1 rRNA gene is annotated in these 1,581 nt (G+C 54.0%); it reads right to left on the bottom strand.

Annotation, left to right across the window (positions count from 1 at the left end):
• Positions 1 to 62: 62 nt before the first annotated feature.
• Positions 63 to 1,581 (bottom strand): 23S ribosomal RNA (locus H9Y04_RS49000); the annotation flags it as partial.

Here is a 1,581-nt window from a genome sequence, read left to right as displayed (position 1 = left end):
TTGGGCCCGACGTCGCATGCTCCCGGCCGCCATGGCGGCCGCGGGAATTCGTATCCAAGATTAAGGTTAAGCCTCACGGTTCATTAGTACCGGTTAGCTCAACGCATCGCTGCGCTTACACACCCGGCCTATCAACGTCGTCGTCTTCAACGTTCCTTCAGGACTCTCAAGGAGTCAGGGAGAACTCATCTCGGGGCAAGTTTCGTGCTTAGATGCTTTCAGCACTTATCTCTTCCGCATTTAGCTACCGGGCAGTGCCATTGGCATGACAACCCGAACACCAGTGATGCGTCCACTCCGGTCCTCTCGTACTAGGAGCAGCCCCCCTCAGTTCTCCAGCGCCCACGGCAGATAGGGACCGAACTGTCTCACGACGTTCTAAACCCAGCTCGCGTACCACTTTAAATGGCGAACAGCCATACCCTTGGGACCTACTTCAGCCCCAGGATGTGATGAGCCGACATCGAGGTGCCAAACACCGCCGTCGATATGAACTCTTGGGCGGTATCAGCCTGTTATCCCCGGAGTACCTTTTATCCGTTGAGCGATGGCCCTTCCATTCAGAACCACCGGATCACTATGACCTGCTTTCGCACCTGCTCGCGCCGTCACGCTCGCAGTCAAGCTGGCTTATGCCATTGCACTAACCTCCTGATGTCCGACCAGGATTAGCCAACCTTCGTGCTCCTCCGTTACTCTTTAGGAGGAGACCGCCCCAGTCAAACTACCCACCAGACACTGTCCGCAACCCGGATCACGGGTCAACGTTAGAACATCAAACATTAAAGGGTGGTATTTCAAGGTCGGCTCCATGCAGACTGGCGTCCACACTTCAAAGCCTCCCACCTATCCTACACATCAAGGCTCAATGTTCAGTGTCAAGCTATAGTAAAGGTTCACGGGGTCTTTCCGTCTTGCCGCGGGTACACTGCATCTTCACAGCGAGTTCAATTTCACTGAGTCTCGGGTGGAGACAGCCTGGCCATCATTACGCCATTCGTGCAGGTCGGAACTTACCCGACAAGGAATTTCGCTACCTTAGGACCGTTATAGTTACGGCCGCCGTTTACCGGGGCTTCGATCAAGAGCTTCGCTTGCGCTGACCCCATCAATTAACCTTCCGGCACCGGGCAGGCGTCACACCGTATACGTCCACTTTCGTGTTTGCACAGTGCTGTGTTTTTAATAAACAGTTGCAGCCAGCTGGTATCTTCGACTGATTTCAGCTCCACGAGCAAGTCGCTTCACCTACATATCAGCGTGCCTTCTCCCGAAGTTACGGCACCATTTTGCCTAGTTCCTTCACCCGAGTTCTCTCAAGCGCCTTGGTATTCTCTACCTGACCACCTGTGTCGGTTTGGGGTACGATTTGATGTTACCTGATGCTTAGAGGCTTTTCCTGGAAGCAGGGCATTTGTTGCTTCAGCACCGTAGTGCCTCGTCATCACGCCTCAGCCTTGATTTTCCGGATTTGCCTGGAAAACCAGCCTACACGCTTAAACCGGGACAACCGTAATCTTGGATACACTAGTGAATTCGCGGCCGCCTGCAGGTCGACCATATGGGAGAGCTCCCAACGCG

The sequence above is a fragment of the Streptomyces polyasparticus genome (assembly GCF_014493765.1).
GTDB lineage: Bacteria > Actinomycetota > Actinomycetes > Streptomycetales > Streptomycetaceae > Streptomyces > Streptomyces polyasparticus.
The sequence above is the reverse complement of the archived record's forward strand: the minus strand, read 5'-3'. Positions and strand labels throughout refer to the sequence as shown.